Below are 24331 nucleotides of genomic sequence, written 5' to 3' on the forward strand. Positions count from 1 at the left end.
GAGGATCACCCGGCCAGCAGCGTCGCGTGCCGGGTGCGCAGTTCGCGCTTGAGCACCTTGCCGGTCGGGCCGAGCGGTACGTCCGCCTCGTCCCGTGCGACGACCACCGCGGCGAGCGTGGCCAGGCCCGCCTCCGCGAGGGCCTTGTTGGCGCGTTCCCGCACCTCGTCGGCGGTGACGTCGCCCGCCTCCGCCTGGGGGACGACCACGGCGATCGGGCGCTGTCCCTCGCCGGGCCGTCCCGGCACGCCGATGACCGAGCAGTCCTGGACGAGGTCGGCGCAGTCGGCGATGAGGACCTCCTCGACCGGCAGGCTGTAGACGGGACCGTCCACGGTGTCGATGACGTCCATGGTCCGGTCGAGGTGGTAGAAGTTGCCCTCGCCGTCCCTGCGGGCCACGTCCCCGGTCAGCCAGTAGCCGTTGAGCTCGAAGCTTCCGGTCAGCTTCGGGTCGTTCCAGTAGCCGGGGGTCCTGGAGGGGGTGATGACCGCCAGCAGGCCGACGGTGCCGTCGGGCACCTCCTCACCGTCCTCGTCCAGCACCGCCGCGCGGGTCACGGCCTCCTGCGCCTTGCCGACGCAGCGGTCGTTCCTCGGCGTCTCCGGCGTGGTGACCTGGCCGAACAGCGCCATCCCCATCTCCGAGGAGCCGAGGCCGTCGACGAACTGGGAGCCGGGCAGTGGCCCGTCGGAGGCGGCCCCGCCGGGCAGCAGCCACGGCTTGATCAGGCCCGCGGGCCGTTCGCCGAGCCGTACCAGGCGCCTGATGTGCCCGTGGTGCGCGCTGTCGCCGGTGTTGAACCAGGAGTGCACCTTGGCGGCTCCCTTGACGGGCAGGTCACCGGTGGCCAGTTCGACGAACGTCCTGGGGAAGGAGGCCAGCATCGTCGGCTGGAAGGCCTCCATGACCGGTTCGACGGCCACGCGCCGCCAGTCCGACATGACGACGGTCGGCAGCCCGAGCAACACCGCGGTGAGGAAGTAGCTCAGCCCGCCCGCGTGGGTGTGCGGCATGAGCGACATCAGCCTGTCGTACGGCTCGGCGGGGAAACGCACCATCCTCGGCTGTTTGCCGTCCCAGAACTGCAGGTGGCCCAGGATCGTCGACTTGGGGACGCCGGTGGTGCCGGAGGAGTGGATCAGCCCGACGACGTCGTCGGGGGCGTGCCGGTAGGGCTCGCCGTCAGGCGTGCCGGAGCCCGCGTCGTGGGCCCGCACCTCGGAGGACGGCGCGACGAACCGGGGCCGCTCCCGCGGGTTGTTCCGGTAGGCGGCCTGCAGCCGGGTCGTGTCGTCGGCGACGACGCCGACGGCCCCCACGTGAGCGAGGTAGCCGGCCATGATGTCGGGCCGCATGGCGTCGTTGACCATCGCCGGGACGGCGCCGAGGGAGGTGAGCGCCAGGAAGTGGATGAGGGGTTGGAGCCCCTCGCCGACCACGACGCCGACCGGCTCGCCGGGCCGTACGCCGTTGGCCCGGTACCACCCGGCGTAGCGGTCCCGCAGCGCCGCCAGGTCGGTCAGGCTGTGGCCGCGTAACACGACCCGGCCGAGGTGGTCGTCGTGGTGGCTGTAGACGAAGGGGACGTCCCGGTTGGGGTTGGCGGCCAGGGCGTGGTCCAGGAAGTTGCCCGCGCCGAGTCCCGGCTCGGTCATCAGCCTCCGCCGGACCTCCAGGGGGGCGATCGAGGTGGTCTCAGACATGCTCGTCTCTCCTGTCGTAAGTCGTGATCACTTCTGCGGCGACGCGGTGACCCGACCGGATGGCGCCCTCCATCAGGCCGAAGAACTCCGTGCTCGTCTCGGTGCCGGCCCAGTGCACCCGTCCGTGCGGGGTGACCAGGTGTGGGCCGAGCCGTGTCCAGTCCCCGGGGCCGAACAGGGCCGCGTAGCATCCCCGGCTGTAGTCCTCGTTGACCCAGTCGGTCACGTGGAAGCCGGTCGGCTCCGGCAGTCCGGGGAACAGCCGCGCGGCCTGCTCGAACGCCCGCGCGCGTTGCTCGCCGGGGGACAGCCGGGCGAAGTCGTGCGCCTGCCTGCCGGTCACGAAACCGGTCAGCACGCCGATCGCGCCGTCGGGCGGCGAGTCGTCGACCGTGGACAGCAGCGGCCCGCGCGCGTTGACCGACCAGCCGGACAGGCCCCGTTCGCGCCAGGCCGGGCTCGGATAGACCAGGTGCACCTTGACCGCGCAGCCGGGCGCCGTACGCCCGCCGGAGCGGGGGACCGGCAGCGCGGGGTGGTGGTCGACGGCGTCGGCGAGCGACGGCGGCACCGCGACCACCACGGCGCGGGCCCGCAGCGAACCGGCCGTGGTCGTCACCGTCACGCCCTCGTCGTCCTGGTGGACGGCGCGCACCGGCTCGCCGAGCCGTACCCGGTCGCCGAGCCGTCCGGCCAGCAGTTCGCACAGCCGGTGCGCGCCACCGGCGACGCGGTCCTCCTGCGCGCCGCCGGCGAAGGCGTTGAGATAGCGGACCCCGCCGCCCGAGCGCAGGTAGAACCCCATGTGCAGGACCGAGACGTCCCGGGGGTCGGCGGCCATCATCTCCCCGAGGAACAGCGGGAAGAACAGCCGCGCGTCGGGGTGGTGCAGGTGCTCACGCGCCCACTCGTCCGCGGTCGTCGCGTCCAGCCGTACGGCGTCCGCCGACAGCCAGGGCGCGTCGGCGCGCACCGCGCGGGTCAGCTCGTCCAGCGCGTCGAACAGCTCGCCGAGCGCGACCGCCGACAACGGAGGGAACCGTCCGGGCCTGGTACGGCCGTCGCCGTCGTCGCCGAGCGCGAAACGGCTGTCGCCGGTCATGGCGGTCGGCGTGGTCCGCAGGCCCACCTGCGCCATCAGGGCGGTCAGCGCGGTGTGCCGTTCCCCCAGGTAGGCGGCGCCCGCGTCGATCCAGCTGCCGGGGGCGGCCTCGACGCCGTGGACACGGCCGCCGACCCGTTCGCGTGCCTCGACGACGGTGACCTCGACGCCCCGCGCGGCCAGGTCGGTCGCGGCGGTGAGCCCGGCCAGGCCCGCCCCGACCACGACGACGCTCATGCCATGCTCGCGATCTTCTTGGCCAGGGCGTCCGGCGTCGGGGCGGTCATGAAGTCGTCGAAGTCCAGCTCGACCCCCCAGGACCGGGCGACCGCGCTCAGCACACGGGTGGCGAGTAGCGAGTCTCCACCCATGACGAAAAAGTCAGAATCGGCCCTTACATCGTCATTTTCCAGCACACGCCGGAATATGTCGGAGATGGCGTCTACGTTCATGGAATGCATTGCTCCTTCAATTGGCTGAGGACGCGTATCGCCGGTGCGAACCCGCTCGATCGACCTTTCCGCTGGCCGTATAGGCGAGTTCGGGAACGACGGTGATCCGGCTGGGCACCAGATGACCGGGCACCCGGGCGCGCAGATAGTCCAGGACGTCTCCGGCGAGCGTCGGGGCGTCGGCGGGCGAGCGGGGCACGACGTAGGCGGCGAGCGTCGTGTGGTCGGCGACGGTCGCGCCCGCGACCGCCACCGCGCCCACCCTCGGGTGGCCGGAGATCTGGGCCTCCACCTCGCCCGGATCGACCCGGACACCACGGACCTTGAGCTCGTGGTCGAGCCGTCCCTCGTGGACGAGCGTCCCGTCTTCGGTCCGGCTCACCCGGTCGCCGGTGTGGAAGCAGCGCTCGGGGCCCCCGCCCAGGTCCGCCTCGGCGAACCGTTCCGCGGTCGCCTCGGGCAGGTCGCGGTAGCCGAGCGCCAGCGAGGGGCCGCCGACGAGCAGTTCGCCGTCCCCGGTGACGTGCTGGCGGACATGGGGCAGGGGGCGCCCGATCGGGACCCGTTCCCCCGCCGTCCACGGCCGGTCCCTGCGGGGCGCGAGCGGGCCGTGCAGGTCGACGGCGTGGGTGATGAGCGTGGTCTCCGTGCACCCGTAGGTGTTGACCAGCCGGATCCCGTCGGTGCCGAGCGCGCACCAGTCGGCGAGCCGTACGGGGCTGACGGCCTCCCCGCCGATGACGACCGTCCGCACGCAGGCCGGCAGCACGGCCCCCTCCTCGGTCAGGTGGCGCACCAGCTCGTGCCAGAACGCCGAGGGGAGGTCGAGCAGGGTGATCCGCTCGGTCTCGATCATCCGTAGCAGCCGGGGGAAGGAGCCCGAGTGGGCCCGCTCGTCGAAGACCAGCGCCGCCCCCGTGGTGAGCGCGGGCAGGATCTCCTCCAGGCAGGTGTCCCAGTTCGGCGACGCGAACTGCAGCACCCGGTCCTCGGGGGTCAGCCCGAACAGGGTCCGCAGCTCACCGGTCACGGTGGAGATGGCCCCGCGCGGGGTCACCACGGGCTTCGGCGCCCCCGTTGAGCCGGAGGTGAACAGGACGTACGCCGGGTCGTCGGCGTCTGCGGTGTCCCCCGTCCCGGGCACGGCCCCCGGTAGGGCCTCCCCCGGTACGGCCTCCCCGGGGGAGGGAAGGGCGAGCGCGCGCACTCCCGGCGGTGCGGGCGCGTCCGGGTCGGGAGTGAGCAGCAGGCGGCACCCGCTCGCCGCCAGCAGCGCCCGCCGCCTGGGCTCCGGGTGCGCCGGGTCGACGGGGCAGTACGTGCCGCCCGCGGCCAGGACGCCGAGCAGGGCGGCCACGGTCGCCGCCGAGTGCGAGGCGACCACCCCGACCGTCCCGGGGCGGGGGCCGAGCCGCCCGGCCGTCGCGCGGACCCACGCGGCGAGCTCGGCGTAGGTGAGGGGGTGACCGTTGTCCGCCGTCGCGAGCCGTTCCGGATACCGTTCGGCCGCGTCCGCGAACGCCCTTATCACGTCGGGATGCGAATAAGGCACTCTTGCCTCTTTCTGAGTTAACACGCCAAATGGTGTTTTGCAGTGAATTCGGGGGATCGCGTTCATGCTGTCGAGGAGCGCTGGATGTGGACTTGATGCGGCCTGGATTTCGGCTGGACTACATCTCGTGTTTCTCGCATGGCTGCCTGTGACAACGATGTGACAGACGGAGAGCGAAATGTCAGAAAGGTGCCTGGGGCACGTTCTGAAAATCGGGCTGCTCGGAGCGGTCCAGGCGCGTTGCGAATGCCGGGAGGTCCCCCTCGGCCCGCCGCGGCAGCGAGCGGTGCTGGCCCTGCTCGCGCTGGAGGCGGGTCGTACGGTCCCGATGGAACGGCTGATCAGAGGTTTATGGGGGGAGCGGGCACCGGCGGGGGCGCGGGGCCTGGTCCAGGGATACGTCTCGCGGCTGCGGCCGGCCCTCGCCGGGATGGGCGTCACGATCGCCTACGCGCCGCAGGGCTACCTCCTCGAACTCGCGGCCGAACAGGTGGACGTCCACGAGTTCCGGATTTCGGTCACCAGGGCACGCTCTCTCGACACCGACGAGGCGCAGGCCGTCGCCCTGCGGCGCGCCATCGCGCTGTGGCGGGGGGAACCCCTGACCGGAGTCTCCGGAGGTGAGCTGCTCGACGGGCTGCGCGAGACCCTCACCGAGGAACGGCTGGCCGCCACCGAGGAGTGCCTGAACGCCGAGGCGCGCGCGGGCCACGCCACGGTGCTGATCCCCGAACTGATCGCGCTCGTGGCCGAGCACCCCTTCAGGGAGGGACTGGTCGGCCTGCTCATGCTGGCCCTGTGCCGGGCGGGCCGCAGGGCCGACGCCTTGGAGCGATACGAACGCACCCGGCGCCGTCTCGTCGAGGAACTCGGCCTCGACCCCGGCCCTGAGCTGCGGCAACTGCACCAGACGATCCTGCGCGGCACCGTCCGCGGGACCGGGACCGTTCTTCCGCCGTCCGCCGAGGCGGACGCGGTCCCCGCCCAGCTGCCCGCGGAACCCGGCCAGTTCACCGGCCGCGCCGCCGAACTGACCCTGCTGGACTCGGTCGTGACCGGTGACGACACGGTGGCGATCTCGCTGGTGACCGGCACGAGCGGCGTCGGCAAGACCGCCCTGGCCGTCCACTGGGCGCACCGGACCCGCTCCCGCTTCCCCGACGGGCAGCTCTACGTCGACCTGCACGGTCACTCACCGCGACGGCCGCTGCGCCCGATCGAGGTCCTCGGACGGTTCCTGCGCGCGCTGGGCGTTCCCGCCGAGCGCGTGCCCGGCACCGTGGAGGAGGCGGGCGCGGTCTACCGCAGCCTGCTCGCCGACCGCAGGGTGCTGGTCGTGCTGGACAACGCGGGCAGTGTGGAGCAGGTCCGTCCCCTCCTGCCCGGCGGCAGGCGCTGCGCCACGGTGGTCACCAGCAGGGAACACCTGGCGGGCCTCGTCGCCAGGGACGGCGCGGTCCCGGTCCCGCTCGGCGTGCTCGCCTCGGACGAGGCGGTCACCCTGTTCGGCAAACTCCCGGGCGGCGAACGGTTGTCGGCGGAGCCCGAGGCGGCCGGGGAACTGGCCAGGGCCTGCGGTTACCTGCCGCTGGCGCTGCGCGTCGCCGCGGCCGACGTCGCGGGCGGGCCCGTGGGGGAGACGGCGGGCCGGGCCCGCAGGCTCGCCGGCGCCAGGCTTTCCGTGCCCGCCGCCGGGGAGGCGCGTGAGATCGCGCGCGGCGCGCTCGACAGCTCCTACCGCCACCTCGACCCGCCCGCCCGGCGTCTGTTCCGGCTGCTCGGCATGGTCCCGGGGCCCGTCTTCACCGCCGAGGCGGCCGCCGCGCTCGCGGGCACGCCCCCGGGCGAGGCCGACCGCCTGCTGTACGGCCTCGCCGCCGCGGGGCTCGTCGAGGAGACCGAACCGGGCCGCTACGCCCTCCACGACCTGGTCCGCGAGTACGCCCTCGAACGCGCCTGGGCCGAGGACCCCGAACCCGAGCGCGCCCGAGCCCTGGACGCCCTGCTGGCCTGGTACCTGCGCGCCGTCCGTGAGGCGGGCGAGGAGGCCTGCCTCGCGGAGGCCGCCACCGTACCGGCGCACATGACCGCCGTCCTCTGAGCGGGCGTTTGCTCTCGTGGGCTCTGTCCGGTTCATGTTCGGGTGCCGCGCCAGGCCGGGGGTGTTCGACGGCGAGGCGGCGGGACACGGACCGAGGTGAGGAGCGGGCGCCCGAAGCCGGCAGATCCGGATCGGCTCGCGTTCCTCACCGACGGGTGACCCCGGCGGTCGCGGACAGCCAGGCGAGCGCGGCCAGCGCCAGCGCCGTCGCGACGGCGAACGTCGTCCCCGTCCCGGCCGGCATCGTCAGCCCGCCGACCGCCGTGCCCGTGCTGATGCCGAGATAGATCGCCGATGAGTTCAGCGCCACCAGCAGCGGCGCCTGAGCCGTCGCGGCCTCGATCAGCCGGTACTGCTGCGGCGGGGTCTGGCACCAGCTCGCCGCGCCCCACGTGACGGCCAGCAGGGCGACCGCGGCGGGCGCCCGCACGCCCGTGACGGCCAACAGCGCGAAGGCGGCCATGGTCACGGCCATCAGCGTGTAGCCGGTGGCCAGCGTCCTGACCGGGCCGATCCGGTCGGCGGCGAAACCGGCGGCCAGGTTCCCCGCGACGGCGCCGAGGCCGTAGGCGGACAGCGCCCACACGGCGCCGGAGCCGGTGACGCCCAGGGCGCCCAGTGCCGGGACGGCGAAGGCGTAGGCGGTGTAGGCGGCGGCCATGCCCAGGGCCGTCAGCGGCAGCACAACGGCGACCCCGGGCCGGCGCAGCGCCGCCAGCCTGGTCCGCAGCGGCACCGGGACGCCTCCGGGAAGGGGCGGCGTCAACGCGCCCGCGGCCAGCGCGGTCACCAGGCACAACGCCGCCACCAGGCCCAGGGCGGCCCGCCAGCCCATCACCGCGCCGATCGCGCCGCCGAGCGGCACGCCCAGCGCGGTCGCCACCGTCAGGCCGCCGACGACCACGGCCAGCGCCCTGGCCCGCAGCTCGGGACGGACCAACGCCGCCGAGACCGCCCCGGCGGTCGGGGTGTAGGCCGCCGCGCCGACCGCCGCGAGCACCCGGGTGACCAGCAGCGACGGCAGATCCGGCGCCAGTGCGGAGCCCGCGTTCGCCACCGCCAGCAGCACCAGCGCCGCCACCAGCAGCGCCCGGCGCGGCAGCCGCGCGGTCACGGTCGCGACCACCGGCGCCGAGAGCGCGTAGGCCGCGGCGAACACCGTCACCGCCTGCCCCGCGCCCGCCGTCGAGGCGCGCAGCGAGGCGGCGACGTCCGGCAGGAACCCGGCCAGGACGAACGCGTCCGTGCCCACCGCGAACGTTCCCAGGGCCAGCACCCACGTCCGGCCCAGGCCGCCGAGGGCGGCCGGCCGCGATATCGAGACATTTGACATCCCGATTTACCTTTCAATGAGGCCCGGCCGGCCGGCCGGGCGCGATGGATCTCCTCGTGCCGGAGGACCGGGGTCAGGAAAGGGTCTGGCAGAACCGGCGCACCCGCGCCGGGGCCGACGCGGGACTCACCGCGATGAGATCCGCCAGGGTCTGCGCGGCCAGTTCCCGCCGCCACGCGAGCTCCGCCCTGCGCATCGCCTGCGCGACCCCGCACGGACGGGCGAACTCGGAGCCCGCGGCCTCGGCTCCGGCGCCGCGCTGCCGGATCTCGGTGCAGCGGAACGCGTCCTGCCGTCCCTCGATCGCGGCCACCACGTCCATGAGGCTGATCTCCTCGGGCGTCCGCGCCAGCGAGTAGCCGCCGCGCGGCCCCGGCGAGGAGGACAGGATTCCCGCACGCACCAGTGGCTGGAGACGCTTCTTCAGGTACTCGGGCGGCAGCTCGAACACCTCGGCCAGCCGTCCCGTCGACACCGGCGCCTGATCTCCCAGCCACGCCAGGGCCAGACAGCAGTGCAGACCCCACTCGACGCCCTCACCCATCAACATAACCGGGATATTACACATCCCGGTTATCCCGTCGACGTCGGCCACCGGCTCGCTCGTGTGCACACGCTGCTGATCTACGCTAAGGTTCACGGTGTCCGAAGGACAACCGGGACGTAGCGCAGCTTGGTAGCGCACTTGACTGGGGGTCAAGGGGTCGCAGGTTCAAATCCTGTCGTCCCGACCAGGTTTCCACTGGTCAGCGAGGGTGTCTCTCACATGAGAGGCACCTTTTTCGCGTTCTGAGGCACCAACTGAGGCACCGGCGTCCCACAAGAGGGCCGTACTCCCGCGCGCGCAGGGCGCAGCTTCCTGAGAGGGGTGCCGAAGAACGGCCTCCTCGTCGCGCGGCGGGTCACGCACGTCCCTGCCGTCCTCATCGGCTTCGAACCAGGGCCGCCCCTGCTTGAGCACCACGGGCGCCCCGCCGCGCCGGGTGCCCTCGGCGCGGCGTCGAGATTCGGGATGTCCGGTGAATCGGTTCTCTGTGGGTTTCGGCGAACCGTTGGTCGTCGCTGTGGGTGGCAGGCCTCTCGCCTGAGGAGACCGACGGGGCCGATCCACGGCGGGCCGCCAAGTGTGGCGAGACCCGCGAACGACTCGGAGATCGGGAGGGCGACGTCCGCCTCAGCCGGCCAGCCTGGCGACCAGGCGGACGAGGGTGTCCCGGGCGGTCTCCGTGCCCTCCGCCATGATCATGCGGGCGAGCTGCGGGGTGGCGTACCACCATCCGGCCAGGGCGACCACGGCGTAGAGCAGTTCCCTGGCCGCGAGGTCCGGGTTCAGGCTGCCGGCCTTCTGGGCGGCGGTCAGCGTGGCCAGCTTCGCGGCGTAGTGGGCACCGCGCCGCTCCTCGGCCGCGATGGGCCCGTCGCCGCGGTGCAGGCCCTCCCAGTGCAGCAGGCGGATGAGCTGTGGATGCTCACGGTGGTAGTCGTAGACGCGCCCGGCGTACTCCGGCAGGTCGCCGGCCAGGTGCTCGTCCAGTGGCACGGCCTCGGCCAGCCGTTCCAGCGCCGAGGTCAGCACGGCGGCGAACAGCTGCTCCTTGTTGCCGAAGTACTGGTAGATGCGTTCCTTGTTGACGCCCGCGGCGGCGGCGACCCGATCCAGCCGGGCGGCCTCGGGGCCGTGCTGGGCGAACTCCTGTACGGCCGCGTCCAGCAGGAGCTGCCGTGTCCTCTCCGTGTTCCACGCCATGGCGGCCAGCATAGCCGAAATTCCAACTGGACAGTTGGAGTCTGTCGTGACAATATCCAACCAGCGAGTTGGAAATGTGTAGCGAAAGGCACTGACATGTCCGCTGTCCCCTCCGTGCACCACCGCGCCGTGATCACCTGGCTGTCGGTCTACGCGATGATCATGCTGGTCCAGGTCGTGATCGGGCCCGTCCTCGCGCCGCTGCCGCTGCCGTTGCGCACCCTGGCGCTCACCGCGATCGTGGTCCCCGCCGTGGTGTACGCCCTCGTCCCCAGCCTCCTGCGCGTCCACGCCCACCTTCGCCGGAGCCGCCGCCTGACCACCTCGGACGACGCCTAGACCGGGCGATCCGGTCCCACCGGCATAGATCGGCGCTCCGTCCGCGTCCTTGTCCGGTGACATCGAGAGGAGGACGGGTGGATCCAGGATTTGAGGCGGACCTCAGGGAGTTCGTCATCGATCGATCGGGGGCGCTGTTCCGCACCGCCTACCTGCTGACCGGCGACCGGCACGCCGCTGAGGACCTGGTGCAGTCGGCGCTGGCGAAAACGGCGGCGAAATGGCGGGGTCTGCGGGACACCGCGGCCATCGAGGGTTATGTCCGCCGCGTCATGTACCACGAGCAGGTGAGCCGGTGGCGGCGCCGTTCCCGCATCGCGGAGGTGCCCACCGGATGGCTGCCCGAACGGATCGGCGACGGGCACGCCGAGGCGGCGGATCTCCGCCTGGTGATGCGCGAGGCACTCGCCCGGCTGACCCCCCGGCAGCGGACCATCCTCGTGCTGCGCTACTTCGAGGACCTGTCCGAGACCGAGATCGCACGACTGCTCGGCGTCAGGGTGGGGTCGGTGCGCAGCCAGATCCACCGGTCGCTGGAACGTCTGAGGGCGGCCGCGCCCGAACTGAGCACGGTGAGGGAGTTCGGATGAACATCGAGGATCTGCTGCGCGAGACCCTTTCCGACATGGCCCACGAGGAGCAGCCGCCCCCACCGGACCGGTTCGTCCAGGTCAGGCGGGGGCGCCCCCGCGGGCGCGGACTCGCCCTGGTCGCGGCGGCGGCCGTGACCGCGATGGCGGTCGGGTCCACGCTCGTGTCCCAGGGCCTGTCCTCATCCCGGGACGCCGCCGGGCAGGGTCCGGGCACGGCGTCTGTGGAGACCGGGCGGGGACGGATCACCCTGACCGTGCGGGAGGGGCTACGGCTCTCACAGGTCCTGGAGCGGCTGTCGGCCGCCACCGGAAGACCGCAGGCGGAGTTCGGGCGGGCCGCCAAGGACGGCGGGGCGCTCGGCCTGCCGTCCTACGCCAGGGGCGCGCTGGAGGGATTCGCCTTCCCCGGAACCTACGAGGTCCCGTCCACGTCGAGCCCCGGCGAGATCCTCGCCGCGATGGTGACGCGCTTCAACCGCGTGGCCGGGGACGGCGATCTGGTGGCCGGCGCCAGGCGCGCCGGCCGTACGCCACTGGAGATCCTGATCATCGCCAGCATCGTCCAGGCCGAGTCGGCCGACAAACGCGACATGCCGAAGATCGCGCGGGTCGTCCACAACCGGCTGGACCACACGCCCGGACTGAGACTGCAACTGGACAGCACCGTCCTGTACGGCCTGGGCAAGTACGGCGCCAAGGCCTCGCAGGAGGATCTCAGGAGCCGCTCGCCGTACAACACCTACGCGCGCCGGGGCCTGCCGCCCGGGCCCATCTGCAACCCGGGCGCCGACGCCATCGCGGCCGCCCTGAAGCCGGCCGCCGGGCCCTGGCTCTACTTCGTGACGACCGACCCGAAGAGGGGTGTCACGAAGTTCGCCGCCTCCGAAGCCGAGTTCCTCGAACTGACCAGGGAGTACCGCGGGAACCTCGGGAAGGCCGGGTGAGTCACGAGCCGGGGGAGCGCTCTCCCAGACGGCCCCGGGACGGGGCTCTCTCCTGCGGAAGGACACGGTATGGAACCGATGATGTCGTTCGTGTAATGAGGAGAGCGCTCCAAACGAAGAAAGGGGTATGTTCAAAACCCCCCAGAAGCGACGAACGGGCACGGCGGTTTCCGCCGGGTTGCTGATCTTCACCCTCGCGGGTTGCGCGAGCGCTCCGACCACCACCATGAACGCCACCCAGATGGTCGAGGCGCTGGCCAAACAGGGACTGCCCGTGTCCCTCACGGTGACCTACACCGCCTCCAACGACCCGAACAAGTTGCTCGGGAAGCCGAACGGTTACACCTCCAAGGCCTCCTTCACCGACCAGCGGGTCGACGCCGCCAAGGTCCCCGGAGCCAAGCAGGGTGACGTGGGCCTCGGCGGCAGCGTCGAGGTCTTCGCCACGGCCGGAGACGCGGAGGTGCGCGCCAACCTCCTGAAGGAGAGCGCGCAGAAGGTCCCGACACTCGCCGAGTACAGCTACGTGAAGGGCCCGGTCGTGGTGCGGGTCTCGAAGGAGCTGATGCCGATGGACGCCCAGGAGTACGAAGGGGCACTCGGCAAGCTCGTCAAGTAGTCCGGCGGACCCGCGAGGCGCGTCCGGTGAGGTCCCGACCCCCCACCTGGGTCCTCACCGGACGGCCGGGCCCGACGCCTCGGCCGGCCGCCGCCCGGAGCCCGGCCTCAGAGTTTGCGGAAGGTCCTGGACTCCTCCGCCGAGGCCAGTACGGCCCGCAGGGACGCCCCCGTGCTCGCTGAGACGACCGCCGCGACGGCGCCCTCGACGAACGGCACGTCGGCGACCACGACCCCGGGGGCCTCGAAGAGGCGGGCCGTCAGGACCGAGCCGCCGAGGTCGGGGATCAGGATCACCCCGTCCCCCTGGTCGACCCGGGAGATCGCCGCGGCCACCAGGTCGGCGCTGTTGCCCAGGCCGCCGTCGGACGCGCCCCCCGCGGGAGCCAGGGGTACGGTGACGCCGCAGATCTGGGCGGCCAGCGTCGCGACCTCCGAGGCGAGCGGCCCGCTGTGGGAGATGAGGACGATGCCGACCATCGGCGCCCTACCCCTGCCCGGGATCGTTCACGGCCGAGAGCAGGGCGGCGAACACGAGCGCGCAGGAGGCGGCGCCGGGGTCCTCGTGACCCGCGCTGCGAGGGCCGAGATAGCTGGCCCTGCCCTTACGGGCCACCATCGGGATCGTGGCCTCCGCTCCCGCGAGGGCGGCCGAGGCCGCCGCCTCGAACGCCTCCCGCTCTTCGGCGACGGCTCGGGCGGCGGCGGGTGACGCGGTGGCCGACTCAAGCGCCCTGACGGCCGGGGCGAGCGCGTCCACCATGGTCTTGTCACCCTCCGCCGCCGACCCCAGCCGCGTGACGCCGTCGAGGCCGGCCCTGAGCGCGCGGGCCAGTTCGGCGGGGGACACCTCGGGAGAGTCGCCGAGAGAGCCGAGGTGCCTGCCCGCCTCCCGGAACGCCGTGCCGTACAGGGGGCCGGAGGCGCCGCCGACCCTGCGGATCAGCGTGCCGCCCACCAGACGGAGCAGGGCGCCGGGGCTGACCGGTGGCTCCTCGGCCAGCGCCTGTACGGCGGCGCCGAAGCCCCGGTCGAGGTTGACGCCGTGGTCGGCGTCGCCGATCGCGGCGTCCAGTTCGGTGAGCCGTTCCCGGTTCGCGCGCACCGTCTCGGCGATCCCGGTGATCCACCGGGTGAGGAGGGCGGTGTCCATCAGCGGCCCCAGCGCAGGGCGGGGGTCTGGACCGGGGCGTCCCACAGGCGGGCGAGGTCCTCGCTCAGCAGACAGGCCGTGACGGAGAAGCCCCGCATGTCGAGGCTGGTGACGTAGTCGCCGACCAGGCTGCGCGCCACCCGCGCGCCCCTGCCGGACAACCGCTCGGCGATCTCGGCGAAGACGATGTGGAGTTCGATGAGCGGCGTGCCGCCCAGGCCGTTCACCATGACCAGGACGTCGCCGGAGAGCGGCATGTCCTCATTGACGGCGTCGAGCGCGACGGCGGCCAGTTCCCGGGCGTCGCGCATGGCGGCGCGTGACCGTCCGGGCTCGCCGTGGATGCCGACGCCCAGCTCGATCTCGGTCTCGCCCAGTTCGAAGGTCGGCCTGCCCGAGACGGGAGTCGTGCAGGCCTCCAGCGCGATGCCGAAGGAGCGGCTCCTGGCGTTGACCTCCCGGGCCACCCGCGCGACCTCGGCCAGCGGCGCGCCGCCCTCCGCGGCGGCTCCGGCGATCTTCTCCACGAAGACGGTCGCGCCGGTGCCCCTGCGGCCCGCGGTGTCCGGGGAGTCGCGCACGGCCACGTCGTCGTCGACGAGCACACGGGCGATCTCGACGCCCTCCTCGGCGCACAGGTCGGCGGCCAGTTCGAAGTTCAGGACGTCGCCGGTGTAGTTCTTCACGACGTGGAGCACGCCCGCGCCGCCGTTCGCGGCGGCGGTCGCGGTGACCATCTGGTCGGGCACCGGGGAGGTGAAGATCTCGCCGGGACAGGCCGCGTCGAGCATGCCGTACCCGACGAAGCCCGCGTGCAGCGGCTCGTGGCCGGAGCCGCCGCCGGAGACCAGCCCGACCTTGCCCGGGGTGGGACCGCAGGCACGGGAGACGATCCGGCCGCCGGGGTCGACCCTCAGGTCGGGGTGGGCGGCCGCCAGCCCGCGCAGCGCGTCCGTGACGACCGTTTCGGCGCTGTTGATGAGCTTCTTCACATTCCTTAGCTCTTCCCGTTCCCGTGTCGTGGCAAGCACGGCGGTGCGGAACTCTCGGCGGGGCGGGGGTACCGGGGGAGGGGGAGGACTGAGGTACGGTTCAGCCATGGCTGAGATCGTGTACCCCCCGGTCATCGCGCTGGCGAAGACCCTGTTCCGCGCGCTGGACCTCAAGATCCATGTCGAGGGCGCGGAGCGGATTCCGCGGACCGGCGGCGCGGTGCTCGCCAGCAACCACATCAGCTATCTGGACTTCATCTTCGCGGGCCTGGCGGCCCTGCCCGCCGAGCGTCTGGTCCGCTTCATGGCGAAGAAGGATGTCTTCGACCACCGGATCTCGGGTCCGCTGATGCGCGGCATGCACCACATCCCGGTGGACAGGGCCGCGGGTGCCGCCGCGTTCGGCGCGTCGCTGAAGGCGCTCAAGTCGGGTGAGGTCGTCGGGGTGTTCGCCGAGGCCACGATCAGCCGGTCCTTCACGGTCAAGGAGATCAAGAACGGCGCGGTCAGGATGGCCGTCGGCGCGAAGGTGCCGCTGATCCCGATGGCCCTGTGGGGCACCCAGCGGCTGTGGACCAAGGGGCGGCCCAGGAGGCTGCTGCAGCGGCACGTGCCGATCACGGTCCTGGTCGGCGAACCGCTGGAGCCCAGGCGCGGTGACGACTACGACGCGGTCACCGCCGAGTTGCGCAGGAGGATGGCCGAGCTGCTCGACCGGGCGCAGCGGACCTATCCGGAGATCCCGCCGGGCGCGTGGTGGCAGCCCAGCCACCTCGGTGGCGGCGCCCCGACTCCGGAGGAGGCCGCCAAGCTGGACGCCGCGGAGGCGCAGGCGAGACAGGGCGACGACCTGTCCTGAAGGCCCGCCCCGGGAGGTCCGCAAGCCGGTGTCAGGTGGGCCACAAGCGGTGTGGTCCACGCTGATCCCATGAATGACGTGTTCGACAACCTCGCCGAGGCCTTCCAGCCCGCCCCGTCGCCGGGGCCGGGGCGTACTCCCGGGCCGGTGGGGATGGCCGTGCTGATGATCCTCTGGGCGGCGCTCGGCCTGGCGCCCTTCGTCTTCGCGGTCGAGGATCTCAAGCTCGCCACGGGGAGGACCGGCTCCCCGGGAACCCTGACGGTCGTCTCGTGCGCGCCTCTGGGGCAGGGGCGTTACGACTGCCGGGGCAGCTTCGTCCTGGACCGCACCGGTGAGACGGTGCAGGTCGCCGCCTCACCCGACTCGACGGTCGGCGACGTCAGGCGCGCCCGGCTCACCCCGGAGGGCGACCGCGCGGTCCCGGCCGGCACCTCGGGTGTGCTGGCCGCCCTCACCCTGCCCTTCCTCGGTGTCGGGGTGCTGGGCTTCCTGCCGTACGCGCTGCTGTACGTCCTGCGGGTACGGCGTGGCCGGCGCCCGGCCGTGGCCGTCGGATGCCTGCTCACGGCCGTCTCTCTGGCCGGTCTCGTCGTCGGCGTGGTCGCTGCCTATTCGTGATGCTTAGAGGTATTACGAGGGGCGTGATCTGTATGGCATTGGTCATGGTTTTTGGACCGTTCCTGGTTTCTCATTAAGAACCGGCCGAATAGTCGTAAATTTTGCGAATTGAGAGAGGGGGTGGCGCCCGGAAGGAAGTTTCTGTTCGGGATGGCAAGGAGGGGACGATTGGTATTTTTGGGCGAGATGTCCAGCAGGTAAATCCGGTCAAATGTGATATTTCGCTATATGCCTCATGAGTCGCGCGTGTCACCTGATCGCGCACTATAACGATGCACTAACGACGGATATCCCCTCTATGGAAAACTTCCTGAAGTTCATGAGAATCAAGGGGTATCTCCCTGCTGTCTCGCGAACGGGGAATCGGGGGCCGTCGGCTGACGACGGTGAGGCATCGCGAACGTTCAGGAAATCTGACCCTGCTGTCCGGTGTATTGCTCGACTCCGAGAATGGATGCCCGATGAGCCGTTTGACCGCCCTGCGTAGCAGGTTCGTGGACGCTCCTGACTCCCTGGGTGCCAAGGCCCGCGCGCGCCGCTGGCAGTGGCTGGCGCGGGTCTTCCCCGACGTGGGCGACATGACGGTCATCGACCTGGGCGGTACGGCCAGCGCCTGGCTCCGTTCGCCGGTCAAGCCCGCGCGTGTGCACATCGTCAACCTCTCCACCCCGCCCGCCGAGCTGCCCCCGTGGGTGACCGTGGAGAACGGCGACGCCTGTGATCTGCGCGCCGCCACCCACGGCCGCTACGACCTGGTCTTCTCGAACGCGGTCATCGAGCACGTCGGCGGCCACGCCAGACGGGAGAGCTTCGCCGAGGCCGTCTACGACCTGGCCGACCGGCACTGGGTGCAGACGCCCTACCGCTACTTCCCCGTCGAGCCGCACTACGTCTTCCCCGGGTTGCAGTTCATGCCGATGGCGGTGCGGGCGGCGACCGTGCGGCGCTGGCCCCTGGTGCACACCCGCCCGGCGGACCGGGCGAGCGCGGTGCGCTCGGTGGCCGAGATCGAACTGCTCAGCAAGACCGAGATGCGGCACTACTTCCCGGACTCGGAGCTCCACTACGAGTGGATGGCCGGTCTGGTGAAGGCCCTGATCGCGATCAAGCGTTGAGTTCGCGGATGGACCGTGCCAGGACGACGGCCCTCCAGCGGAGACGGGGCCGTGCAGGGGTGATATGGACCTCGCCGTTTTGTCCGGGTACGGTCGGCGCGTGACGTTTTCGATCGTGGCAAGGGCCGGTGACGCCTACGGGGTCGCCGTGGCGAGCAAGTTCCTGGCGGCCGGGGCGATCGTGCCCGCCGCGGAGGCGGGCGCCGGAGCGCTGGCGACCCAGGCGTGGGCCAACGTCGCCTTCCGGCCGCAGGGACTGGCGCTGCTGCGTACCGGGACGCGGGCCGAGGACGCGGTGGCCGGGCTGATCGCCTCCGACCCCGGGCGGGACCAGCGTCAGCTCGGCGTGGTCGGAGCCGACGGCGCGGGCGCCACCTTCACCGGGCAGGAGTGCCCCGCCTGGGCGGGCGGGGTCAGCGGTGACGGCTACGCCATCCAGGGCAACATCCTCACCGGCCCCGAGGTGGTCCGGGAGATGGAGGCGGCCTGGCTGGCCGCCGCGGAACTGCCCCTCGCCGAACGGCTGGTGGCCGCGCTGGCCGCGGGCGACGCCGCCGGCGGCGACAGCAGGGGCAGGCAGAGCGCGGCGGTCTACGTGGTCGAGGCGGGCGCGGGCTACGCGGGCTCGGGCGACGTCGCCTGCGACCTGCGCGTCGACGACCACCCCGACCCGGTGACCGAACTGCGCAGGCTGCTGGACGTCCACGAACTGCTGTTCGGCAGGCCCGACCCGGAGAGCCTGCTGGAGATCCGGGGAGAGCTGGCCGAGGAGATCGAGGCCCGCCTGAAGGAGCTGGGACACGACACACTCGACCAGTGGGCCGGGGTCGAGAACCTGGAGGGCAGGCTGGTCGAGGGCAGGATCGACCCGATCGTCCTGGCCCGCCTCAGGGGAGACGCCTGAGGCGGCCGGGCCCCTGCGAGGACGGGGTCACCAGGGCGTCCCCACGCCGGGACACCCTGGTGACGACGCCGTACGGGATCAGTGGGCCACCACGGTGGCCGCGGTGGTGAGCCGCTCGTTCAGACGCCGGGTGGTCAGGACCATCGCGCACCGCTCGGCGGCGTAGGTCAGGGCCATCCCGTGGTGCTCGGCGGAGAAGTCGGCGACGGCGTCGGCGACGAAGAAGACCTGCGTGTCGCTCATGAACGCGTCGCAGGCGGTCATCAGGCAGCCGATGTGGGCGTAGATCCCGGTGACGACCAGCTGGTCCCTGCCGGTCTCCGTCATCAGCTCGCGCAGGCGGGTGCGGTGGAAGGCGCTGTAGCGCCACTTCACGAGGTGGACGTCGTCGGGACCCGGGGCCAGGGCCGGGATGATCTCCTGGGCGCCGGGCTCCGGGCCGATCCCCGCCCCCCAGAAGTCCTGCAGCAGGCCGCGCTGCGTGCGGGTCTGCCCGCCGGGCTGGGCCGAGTAGACGACGGGGACACCGAGCCGCCCGGCGGTCTCGCGGAGCGCGGAGACGTTCGCCACCAGGTCGGACATCGGCGACGCGCCCTGGGTGAACGCGCTGACGAAGTAGTTCTGCATGTCGTGCACGAGCAGCAGCGCACGCCGTGGGTCCGGCGTCCACTCCACCCGGTTCTCGGGCAGCCCCTCCTCTCCCGGCATGGGATAGGGGGCGATGGCGGGAATGGCCACGTCGTTCCTTTCTTCGGTCGTCAACGGGTTCTGAGCCTGACCTTGCTGACCTTGCCGACGGCGGTCGTCGGCAGCGTCTCGGTGAACTCGATCCGGTCGGGGATCTTGTAGTCGGCGAGGCCCCGCTCCCGCAGGAAGGCCTTCAGCTCGGGCACGCCGACGGGGGATCGGGTCACGACGTGGGCGCAGGACCGTTCGCCGAGATAGGCGTCGGGGATCGCCACGACCGACACGTCGTGCACGGCCGGGTGGGCGAGCAGGTGGTTCTCGACCTCCTCGGCCGCGATCTTCTCGCCGCCCCGGTTGATCTGGTCCTTCGCCCGTCCCTCGACGACGAGGTGGCCGGTCGGCGTCCGCCGTACGATGTCGCCGGTCCGGTAGAAGCCGTCGGGGGTGAAGGCGGTCGCGTTGTGCTCCTCGGCGCGGTAGTAGCCGCGGATCGTGTACGGCCCGCGGGTGAGCAGGTGGCCGGTCTCCCCGGGGGCGACCGGGGAGCCGGAGTCGTCAACGATCAGGATCTCGTCGTCGGGTGAGATCGGCCTGCCCTGCGTGGTGACGACGATCTCCTCGGGGTCGTCGAAGCGGGTGTAGTTGACCAGTCCCTCGGCCATCCCGAAGACCTGCTGCAGGGCGCAGCCGAGGGCGGGGCTCACCCTGCGCGCCGCCTCCTCGCTCAGCTTCGCCCCGCCGACCTGCAGCACGCGCAGGCTCGACAGGTCGTGCTCGGCGCGGCGGGCGGCCTCGACCCACAGCAGCGCCAGCGGCGGCACCAGCCCGGTGATCGTCACACCCTCCGCCTCGATCAGCGGGAAGCAGGTGTCCGGCCCAGGGTGGGGGGCCAGCACCGCGCGTCCCCCGGCGTACAGGGCGCCGAAGACGCCGGGGGAGCTCATCGGGAAGTTGTGCCCGGCGGGCAGCGCGCACAGGTAGACGCTCGTCTCGTCGAGCCCGCAGATCTCGGCGCTGGCGCGGAAGCTGTAGATGTAGTCGTCGTGGGTGCGGGGAATGAGCTTGGGCAGCCCGGTGCTGCCGCCGGACAGCTGCAGGAAGGCCACGTCGGAGGGGACCGGGCCGGGGATGTCCGTGGGGCCCGCGCCGTCCGCGCGCAGGGAGTCCAGGGCGACGTGCCCACCGGGGTCGCCGTCCACGATCACGTGCGGCACCTTCAGCCCCTCGGCGAGCCGCCGGTGGTCGAAGCCGTCGTGGACGTCGGGGATGACGTACGCCGCGGCCTCGGTGAACTCGCAGAAGTAGGAGATCTCCGAGGACCGGTGGGCCGGGAGCGCGAACACCGGCAGCGCCCCGATCCGGAACAGCGCGAAGCAGACCTCGTAGAAGGAGATCCGGTTGGGGAGCTGGACGACGACCCGATCACCGGGGCCGATCCCGAGCCCGAGCATGCCGGTCGCCAGCCCGTCGGCGCGCTCGTCCAGCTCGCGGTAGGTCACCCGCTCGCCGCCGCCGACCAGGGCGACGCGGTCGCCGTGCGCCGCGGCCCGTTCGCGGAGCAGACCGCCGAATGTCTCGCCGCGCCAGTATCCGGCGGCGCGGTACCGCTCGGCGAACTCCGGCGGGTACGGCACAACGCTCATCGTGGTTCCCGTCAATCGTGGGTTGAGGCCTGCGCGCCGAGACCGAGGGCGTGCAGGAGGGTGCGGAACTTCGCGGAGGTCTCGTCGAGTTCGGCCTCGGGGACCGAGCCCGCGACGATGCCGCCGCCCGCGAACAGGCGGACCCCGGTCCGCGACACCTCGGCGCAGCGGATGGTGACGGCCCACTCGCCGTCGCCCGAGGCGTCGCACCAGCCGACCATGCCGGTGTAGAAGCCGCGGTCGAACGGCTCGATGTCGGCGATGGCGGCGCGGGCCGCCCCGGTGGGCGTGCCGCAGACGGCCGGGGTCGGGTGCAGCGCGACGGCCAGGTCGAGTGAGGTCGTCGCCGGGTCGTTCAGGCGGCCGCTGACCCTGGTCGACAGGTGCCACATGGTGGCCGTGCAGACGAGTGAGGGCTCGGCGGGCACGCTGAGCGCGCGGCAGTGCGGGGCGAGCGCGTCGGCGACCGCCTCGACGACGACGGCGTGCTCCCGCTGGTCCTTGGCGGAGCAGAGCAGGGCCGCCGCGCGGCGGCGGTCCTCCTGCGGGTCTGCGCTGCGCGGCGCCGACCCCGCCAGGGGGTTGGCCACCACGGCCGGCCCGGTACGGGAGACCAGCAGCTCGGGACTCGCGCCGACCAGGGTCCTGTCACCGGGCAGCGGCACCGCGAAGATGTGGCCGTGCGGGTCGCGGCCCGCCAGGCGGCGCACCATCGTCACGACGTCCACCGGTTCGGGTCGGGTCAGCTCCAGGGACCGGGCCAGGACGATCTTGTCCAGGGCGCCCCGTTCCAGCAGGTCCAGGGCGCGCCGTACCCCCTTGCGGTGGTCGGCCGGGCTGGGGACCGCGACGATCCGCCACGGCTGCCCCGGTTCGGCCTCCGGCGGGTCGCAGGGGACGAAGGGGTCGGCCCACCGGGCCCGCTCCGGCGCGACGAGGTGCGCCGCACCCGGCTCGTCGAACGGGATGGCGCCCATGACGAGACCCGCCCGCTCCCGCACGCGGCCCGCCAGCTCGCGCAGCGTCGCCGCGGGGGGCACCACGTCGGCGCACCCCTGGCCCAGCAGCGTGTGCTGGGGGGAGGAGAAGAGGGAGGAGAGCCCGGGACGGTACCCGTGCAGCAGCTCGGAGGCGGTGACCGCCTCGTATGCGATGCTCAAAACTAGCCTTTCCTACAGAAGTCAGGCTCGCAGCGTGGCGCCGCCGTCCACGTACAGGTCCTGCATGGTGATGTGCCGCGCACGGTCGGAGGCGAGGAAGGTCACGGCGTCCGCGATGTCGGAGGGGTCGGCGACCCGGCCGAGCGGGATGCCGACCCTGAAGGTCGCGGGATCGCCCTCAAGCACGGAGCGCCGGTCGAGCCCGGCCTGCATCACGGTCTCCGTCGAACCGGGGGAGACCACGTTGCAGCGGATGCCGTGCTCGGCGAGTTCGAGCCCGAGGCAGCGGGTGAACATGGCGGAGGCGGCCTTGGAGGCGGCGTAGGCCGCCATCCCCATCCGGGGCACGCCGCCCGCGTTCGACGCCACGGTGATGATCGTCCCGGAACGGCGGGGAACCATCCTGCGCGCGACGGCCCTTGAGACGTGGAAGACGCCCGAGGCGTTCACCGCGAACACCCGGTTCCAGTCGTCCTCGCCGAAGTCCGTCACCGCGCCGGTGCGCAGGATGCCCGCCACGTTGACCAGGACGCCGATCGGGCCGAGGAGGTCCTCGACCTCCGCGACGACCGTCTCCATCCGTGCGGGGTCGGTGACGTCGGCGACCAGCCGGGTCACCTTCTCGTCCCGGTCCTCCCAGGGTTCGGGAAGGAGGTCGACCCCGGCGACGGCGGCCCCCGCGCGGGCGAGCGCGGTCGTCACGGCCGCTCCGATACCTCGTGCGGCACCCGTCACGAGTGCCACGGCACCCGAGAGGCCGGGCTCGTTCATCGCTCTGCCCTCACTGGTCAACTTAGGTAAGCCTAAACTTAGGTAAGCCTAAATTTACCTTCCATGTCCCGACAAGGTCTGTCAAGAGATCGACTGTTGTGATCTGGTTCACACTGGATTGCCCCTTGACGTCCGTCTTGACGGGATAGATCTTAGGTAAGACTTACCTAAGTACTTTAGGTGGATTTTGGGCCCTTCCATTACGCATGCCCTTTTTCTGAGGGGGGCTCAGCCATGCCCAGACACGAGGAGCGGAATGTCGGAACCCCCCGCGGAGAGACCACGGTCTCGGCGGCCACTCGACCTGGTCGGCGTCGGATTCGGTCCGGCCAACCTCGCCCTGGCCGTGGCGTTGCGAGAGCACGGCACGACGGGAACGGCTCTGGAGGCGGCGTTCTTCGAGCGCCGTGAGCGGTTCGGCTGGCACCCGGGAATGCTCATCGAAGGGGCGACGCTGCAGGTCTCCTTCCTCAAGGACCTCGCGACCCTCCGCAACCCCGCCAGCGAGTACGGCTTCCTGTTCTACCTGCACGCCAAGGGCAGGCTCGCCGACTTCGTCAACCACAAGACGCTGTTCCCGACCCGCGTCGAGTTCAACGACTACCTGGAGTGGGTCGCCGCGCTGTTCGCCCACCAGGTCACCTACGGCACCACGGTGCGCGGTGCCCGGCCCGTGTGGGACGCCCACGGCGACGCCGGGCGGATCGAGGTCCTCGGCGACGACGGCCAGGTCCTCGGCCACACCCGCAACCTGGTGCTCGCCCCCGGCCTGCGGCCCCGGCTGCCCAAGGGCGTGCACCTGTCCGAGCGCGTCTGGCACAACGCCGACCTGCTGACCCGGCTGGCCGGGCTGCCCCCGCTCACCCGGCGGCGCTTCGCCGTCGTCGGCGCGGGACAGAGCGCCGCGGAGGTCACCGACCACCTGCACCGGACCTACCCGGAGGCCGAGGTCTGCTCGATCTTCACCCGGTACGGCTACAGCCCCGCGGACGACAGCCCGTTCGCCAACCGGATCTTCGACGCCGAGGCCGTGGACGAGTTCCACGCCGCCCCCGAGGACGTCCGGCGATCCCTGCTGGACTACCACGCCAACACCAACTACTCGGTCGTCGACCTCGAACTCATCGAGGAGCTCTACCGGCGCGCCTACCAGGAGAAGGTCGTCGGCCGGGAACGGCTGCGCATCCTCAACGTCTCCCGCGTCGCGGGCCTGGACGAGGTCACCGACGGCGTGCGCGTGCACGTCGACCACCTGGCGACCGGCACGAGCACCGTCCTCGACTGCGACGCCGTGGTCTTCGCCACCGGCTACCGCCCCGTCGACCCGGCCGAACTGCTCGGTGACCTGGCCGGGCACTGCCGCCTCGACGACGAGGGACGGCTGCTGGTCGGCGCCGACTACCGCGTGCTCACCGACCCGTCCGTCAAGGCCGGGATCTACCTGCAGGGCGGCACCGAGTACGCCCACGGCCTGTCGTCCTCCCTGCTGTCCAACGTGGCCGTCAGGGCGGGGGACATCGTCCGCTCGATCGCGGGCGGCCCCCGCGCGAGCGGCCTGCCCGGCGTGGACTCCGCGTCCGTGGCCGCCCTCGGCTAGACAGCCCGCCCCCGACCACCCGACGAGAAAGCAACGGTCACCCCATGTCGCTGAGCCACGAGCGCGTCCGGGAGGACGTCGCCGACGTCCTGTCCGAGCAGCCGGCCGAGATCTCCGACGACGAGAACCTCCTCGATCGCGGACTCGACTCGATCCGCGTGATGAGCCTCGTCGAACGCTGGCGCGCGGCGGGCGTCAGCACCACCTTCATCGAACTGGCCGAGCAGCCGACCGTCGCCGCCTGGTGGCGGCTCATCAGCGACCGCATGGAGGACGGCGGCCGGTGAGCCGGGCCGACGGCGCCTGAACCACGTTCGGCGGGCCGGGCCGCAGGCGCCCGGG

At 72.1% G+C, this 24331-nt stretch carries 25 protein-coding genes and 1 tRNA gene; 12 read left to right on the forward strand and 14 right to left on the reverse strand.

All coding sequences use genetic code 11. The features are described 5' to 3' along the window. Positions 1-5: 5 nt before the first annotated feature. From ABT340_RS03950 to ABT340_RS03965, 4 genes are read right to left on the reverse strand one after another with little or no spacing between them, the layout of a single operon-like run. Positions 6-1706 carry a class I adenylate-forming enzyme family protein gene (locus ABT340_RS03950; RefSeq protein ID WP_352009125.1) on the reverse strand — a complete coding sequence of 567 codons (1701 nt, stop codon included), beginning with the start codon at positions 1704-1706 and terminating at the stop codon, positions 6-8. Next, complete coding sequence (locus tag ABT340_RS03955) at positions 1699-3045, reverse strand: flavin monoamine oxidase family protein (protein WP_352009126.1); 1347 nt, start codon at positions 3043-3045, stop codon at positions 1699-1701. Before ABT340_RS03955 ends, ABT340_RS03950 begins: the two co-directional genes overlap by 8 nt. After that, positions 3042-3269 carry a phosphopantetheine-binding protein gene (locus tag ABT340_RS03960; protein WP_352009127.1) on the reverse strand — a complete coding sequence of 76 codons (228 nt, stop codon included), beginning with the start codon at positions 3267-3269 and terminating at the stop codon, positions 3042-3044. Before ABT340_RS03960 ends, ABT340_RS03955 begins: the two co-directional genes overlap by 4 nt. 7 nt (positions 3270-3276) lie before the next feature. Then, positions 3277-4812 (reverse strand): amino acid adenylation domain-containing protein, encoded by a 1536-nt coding sequence (locus tag ABT340_RS03965; RefSeq protein WP_352009128.1) that lies wholly within the window; start codon positions 4810-4812, stop codon positions 3277-3279. 178 nt (positions 4813-4990) lie between these two features. Between ABT340_RS03965 and ABT340_RS03970 the strand changes: the two genes are divergently transcribed. Then, positions 4991-6913 (forward strand): AfsR/SARP family transcriptional regulator, encoded by a 1923-nt coding sequence (locus ABT340_RS03970; protein ID WP_352009129.1) that lies wholly within the window; start codon positions 4991-4993, stop codon positions 6911-6913. 145 nt (positions 6914-7058) lie between these two features. Here the strand turns inward: ABT340_RS03970 and ABT340_RS03975 are convergent, their stop codons facing one another. Further along, entirely contained in the window at positions 7059-8246 is a 1188-nt protein-coding gene (locus tag ABT340_RS03975; RefSeq protein WP_352009130.1) for an MFS transporter, read from the reverse strand. A gap of 73 nt (positions 8247-8319) precedes the next feature. Beyond that, complete coding sequence (locus tag ABT340_RS03980; protein WP_352009131.1) at positions 8320-8796, reverse strand: RrF2 family transcriptional regulator; 477 nt, start codon at positions 8794-8796, stop codon at positions 8320-8322. A 107-nt stretch (positions 8797-8903) separates the two neighbouring features. Here ABT340_RS03980 and ABT340_RS03985 point away from each other — a divergent pair. Continuing rightward, a tRNA-Pro gene (locus tag ABT340_RS03985) sits at positions 8904-8980 on the forward strand. 440 nt (positions 8981-9420) lie between these two features. Here ABT340_RS03985 and ABT340_RS03990 read toward each other — a convergent pair. Next, a complete protein-coding gene (locus ABT340_RS03990) occupies positions 9421-9993 on the reverse strand; it encodes a TetR/AcrR family transcriptional regulator (protein ID WP_352009132.1) in 573 nt (190 codons plus the stop codon). A 96-nt stretch (positions 9994-10089) separates the two neighbouring features. On the opposite strand from ABT340_RS03990, the gene ABT340_RS03995 reads away from it, so the two are divergent. From ABT340_RS03995 to ABT340_RS04010, 4 genes are all read left to right on the forward strand, one after another. Then, positions 10090-10332, forward strand: coding sequence for a putative antibiotic biosynthesis monooxygenase (locus tag ABT340_RS03995; protein WP_352009133.1), 243 nt, complete (start codon positions 10090-10092; stop codon positions 10330-10332). A gap of 77 nt (positions 10333-10409) precedes the next feature. Beyond that, a complete protein-coding gene (locus ABT340_RS04000; RefSeq protein ID WP_352009134.1) occupies positions 10410-10922 on the forward strand; it encodes a SigE family RNA polymerase sigma factor in 513 nt (170 codons plus the stop codon). Beyond that, on the forward strand, positions 10919-11869 hold the full coding sequence (mltG, locus tag ABT340_RS04005) for an endolytic transglycosylase MltG (RefSeq protein WP_352009135.1): 951 nt from the start codon (positions 10919-10921) through the stop codon (positions 11867-11869). The genes ABT340_RS04000 and mltG overlap by 4 nt, the downstream gene beginning before the upstream one ends. Positions 11870-11996: 127 nt before the next feature. Beyond that, positions 11997-12488, forward strand: coding sequence for a hypothetical protein (locus ABT340_RS04010; protein ID WP_352009136.1), 492 nt, complete (start codon positions 11997-11999; stop codon positions 12486-12488). Between the two features lie 107 nt (positions 12489-12595). Here ABT340_RS04010 and ABT340_RS04015 read toward each other — a convergent pair whose 3' ends face one another. From ABT340_RS04015 to dhaK, 3 genes are read right to left on the reverse strand one after another with little or no spacing between them, the layout of a single operon-like run. After that, entirely contained in the window at positions 12596-12967 is a 372-nt protein-coding gene (locus ABT340_RS04015; protein ID WP_352009137.1) for a PTS-dependent dihydroxyacetone kinase phosphotransferase subunit DhaM, read from the reverse strand. 7 nt (positions 12968-12974) lie between these two features. Continuing rightward, on the reverse strand, positions 12975-13640 hold the full coding sequence (gene dhaL / locus ABT340_RS04020) for a dihydroxyacetone kinase subunit DhaL (protein WP_352009138.1): 666 nt from the start codon (positions 13638-13640) through the stop codon (positions 12975-12977). Beyond that, the gene (gene dhaK / locus ABT340_RS04025) at positions 13640-14632 is read right to left on the reverse strand and encodes a dihydroxyacetone kinase subunit DhaK (protein WP_352009139.1); all 993 of its coding nucleotides are present in this window, start codon (positions 14630-14632) and stop codon (positions 13640-13642) included. The genes dhaL and dhaK overlap by 1 nt, the downstream gene beginning before the upstream one ends. Positions 14633-14738: 106 nt before the next feature. On the opposite strand from dhaK, the gene ABT340_RS04030 reads away from it, so the two are divergent. From ABT340_RS04030 to ABT340_RS04045, 4 genes are all read left to right on the forward strand, one after another. After that, the gene (locus ABT340_RS04030; protein WP_352009140.1) at positions 14739-15491 is read left to right on the forward strand and encodes a lysophospholipid acyltransferase family protein; all 753 of its coding nucleotides are present in this window, start codon (positions 14739-14741) and stop codon (positions 15489-15491) included. 69 nt (positions 15492-15560) lie between these two features. After that, positions 15561-16112: a hypothetical protein gene (locus tag ABT340_RS04035; RefSeq protein WP_352009141.1), complete on the forward strand. Its 552-nt coding sequence runs from the start codon at positions 15561-15563 to the stop codon at positions 16110-16112. A gap of 461 nt (positions 16113-16573) precedes the next feature. Then, the gene (locus ABT340_RS04040; protein WP_352009142.1) at positions 16574-17227 is read left to right on the forward strand and encodes a class I SAM-dependent methyltransferase; all 654 of its coding nucleotides are present in this window, start codon (positions 16574-16576) and stop codon (positions 17225-17227) included. Between the two features lie 100 nt (positions 17228-17327). After that, positions 17328-18131: a DUF1028 domain-containing protein gene (locus ABT340_RS04045; RefSeq protein WP_352009143.1), complete on the forward strand. Its 804-nt coding sequence runs from the start codon at positions 17328-17330 to the stop codon at positions 18129-18131. A gap of 78 nt (positions 18132-18209) precedes the next feature. On the opposite strand, the gene ABT340_RS04050 is transcribed toward ABT340_RS04045, so the two are convergent. The 4 genes from ABT340_RS04050 to ABT340_RS04065 are packed head-to-tail and all read right to left on the reverse strand — an operon-like array spanning position 18210 to position 22392. Further along, the gene (locus ABT340_RS04050) at positions 18210-18869 is read right to left on the reverse strand and encodes an isochorismatase family protein (protein ID WP_352009144.1); all 660 of its coding nucleotides are present in this window, start codon (positions 18867-18869) and stop codon (positions 18210-18212) included. Positions 18870-18889: 20 nt separating this feature from the next. Beyond that, complete coding sequence (locus tag ABT340_RS04055; protein WP_352009145.1) at positions 18890-20461, reverse strand: (2,3-dihydroxybenzoyl)adenylate synthase; 1572 nt, start codon at positions 20459-20461, stop codon at positions 18890-18892. A gap of 11 nt (positions 20462-20472) precedes the next feature. Further along, complete coding sequence (locus tag ABT340_RS04060; RefSeq protein WP_352009146.1) at positions 20473-21621, reverse strand: isochorismate synthase; 1149 nt, start codon at positions 21619-21621, stop codon at positions 20473-20475. 21 nt (positions 21622-21642) lie between these two features. Beyond that, on the reverse strand, positions 21643-22392 hold the full coding sequence (locus tag ABT340_RS04065; protein WP_352009147.1) for a 2,3-dihydro-2,3-dihydroxybenzoate dehydrogenase: 750 nt from the start codon (positions 22390-22392) through the stop codon (positions 21643-21645). 256 nt (positions 22393-22648) lie between these two features. Between ABT340_RS04065 and ABT340_RS04070 the strand changes: the two genes are divergently transcribed. Next, positions 22649-23989, forward strand: coding sequence for a lysine N(6)-hydroxylase/L-ornithine N(5)-oxygenase family protein (locus ABT340_RS04070; RefSeq protein WP_352009148.1), 1341 nt, complete (start codon positions 22649-22651; stop codon positions 23987-23989). Positions 23990-24033: 44 nt separating this feature from the next. After that, positions 24034-24276, forward strand: coding sequence for a phosphopantetheine-binding protein (locus ABT340_RS04075; protein WP_352009149.1), 243 nt, complete (start codon positions 24034-24036; stop codon positions 24274-24276). Positions 24277-24331: the final 55 nt, after the last annotated feature.

The sequence above is a fragment of the Streptosporangium sp. NPDC000239 genome, from assembly GCF_040300765.1.
In the GTDB taxonomy this organism is placed as follows: domain Bacteria; phylum Actinomycetota; class Actinomycetes; order Streptosporangiales; family Streptosporangiaceae; genus Streptosporangium.

Excerpts from the sequence above, each read along its gene's own strand:
- ABT340_RS04030 (WP_352009140.1), top strand. The coding sequence starts at position 14,739 with ATGGCTGAGATCGTGTACCCCCCGGTCATCGCGCTGGCGAAGACCCTG.
- dhaL (WP_352009138.1), bottom strand. The coding sequence starts at position 13,640 with ATGGACACCGCCCTCCTCACCCGGTGGATCACCGGGATCGCCGAGACG.
- ABT340_RS04075 (WP_352009149.1), top strand. The coding sequence starts at position 24,034 with ATGTCGCTGAGCCACGAGCGCGTCCGGGAGGACGTCGCCGACGTCCTG.
- ABT340_RS04035 (WP_352009141.1), top strand. The coding sequence starts at position 15,561 with ATGAATGACGTGTTCGACAACCTCGCCGAGGCCTTCCAGCCCGCCCCG.
- ABT340_RS03960 (WP_352009127.1), bottom strand. The coding sequence starts at position 3,269 with ATGCATTCCATGAACGTAGACGCCATCTCCGACATATTCCGGCGTGTG.
- ABT340_RS03975 (WP_352009130.1), bottom strand. The coding sequence starts at position 8,246 with ATGTCAAATGTCTCGATATCGCGGCCGGCCGCCCTCGGCGGCCTGGGC.
- ABT340_RS03980 (WP_352009131.1), bottom strand. The coding sequence starts at position 8,796 with ATGTTGATGGGTGAGGGCGTCGAGTGGGGTCTGCACTGCTGTCTGGCC.
- ABT340_RS04040 (WP_352009142.1), top strand. The coding sequence starts at position 16,574 with ATGAGCCGTTTGACCGCCCTGCGTAGCAGGTTCGTGGACGCTCCTGAC.
- ABT340_RS04010 (WP_352009136.1), top strand. The coding sequence starts at position 11,997 with ATGTTCAAAACCCCCCAGAAGCGACGAACGGGCACGGCGGTTTCCGCC.
- ABT340_RS04065 (WP_352009147.1), bottom strand. The coding sequence starts at position 22,392 with ATGAACGAGCCCGGCCTCTCGGGTGCCGTGGCACTCGTGACGGGTGCC.
- ABT340_RS04070 (WP_352009148.1), top strand. The coding sequence starts at position 22,649 with ATGTCGGAACCCCCCGCGGAGAGACCACGGTCTCGGCGGCCACTCGAC.
- ABT340_RS03995 (WP_352009133.1), top strand. The coding sequence starts at position 10,090 with ATGTCCGCTGTCCCCTCCGTGCACCACCGCGCCGTGATCACCTGGCTG.
- ABT340_RS03990 (WP_352009132.1), bottom strand. The coding sequence starts at position 9,993 with ATGGCGTGGAACACGGAGAGGACACGGCAGCTCCTGCTGGACGCGGCC.
- mltG (WP_352009135.1), top strand. The coding sequence starts at position 10,919 with ATGAACATCGAGGATCTGCTGCGCGAGACCCTTTCCGACATGGCCCAC.
- ABT340_RS03950 (WP_352009125.1), bottom strand. The coding sequence starts at position 1,706 with ATGTCTGAGACCACCTCGATCGCCCCCCTGGAGGTCCGGCGGAGGCTG.
- ABT340_RS04015 (WP_352009137.1), bottom strand. The coding sequence starts at position 12,967 with ATGGTCGGCATCGTCCTCATCTCCCACAGCGGGCCGCTCGCCTCGGAG.
- ABT340_RS03955 (WP_352009126.1), bottom strand. The coding sequence starts at position 3,045 with ATGAGCGTCGTCGTGGTCGGGGCGGGCCTGGCCGGGCTCACCGCCGCG.
- ABT340_RS03970 (WP_352009129.1), top strand. The coding sequence starts at position 4,991 with ATGTCAGAAAGGTGCCTGGGGCACGTTCTGAAAATCGGGCTGCTCGGA.
- ABT340_RS04055 (WP_352009145.1), bottom strand. The coding sequence starts at position 20,461 with ATGAGCGTTGTGCCGTACCCGCCGGAGTTCGCCGAGCGGTACCGCGCC.